General features: G+C 55.5%; 1 protein-coding gene. It reads left to right on the top strand.

What is annotated here, in order from left to right; translation table 11 throughout:
• Positions 1–434, top strand: a 434-nt coding sequence (locus B3Z75_RS12495; protein WP_349676039.1) for a pirin family protein, incomplete at both ends; no start/stop codon positions are given.

Below are 434 nucleotides of genomic sequence, written 5' to 3' on the forward strand. Positions count from 1 at the left end.
AGCATGTCGAATATTGGATTGATTATTGAAGAACGGGCGGCCAGCATTGGTAATTTTATGGTGGGACGGTTGTTGCCTTTCCGGCAGAAAAGGACGGTGGGTCCTTTCGTGTTTATCGATCACATGGGTCCTGCTGCGATGCAGGCAGGGGAGAACCTGGATGTGCTGGCCCATCCCCATATCGGACTTTCCACGCTTACCTACCTTTTTGAGGGGGCGATCATGCACCGCGACAGCATTGGTAGCGAGATGGAGATCACACCCGGGGCGGTGAACTGGATGACGGCCGGCAAGGGGGTGGTACACTCGGAAAGAACCCCTGAACGGCTGCGCGACAAGGCCAAAGTGCTCCACGGATTGCAGATATGGGTGGCACTGCCGGAAGAGTTGGAGGAGACGGAACCCTCTTTCACTCATATTCCTGCGGGGGAAAT

This window comes from Proteiniphilum sp. UBA1028, from assembly GCF_002316955.1.
GTDB lineage: Bacteria > Bacteroidota > Bacteroidia > Bacteroidales > Dysgonomonadaceae > Proteiniphilum.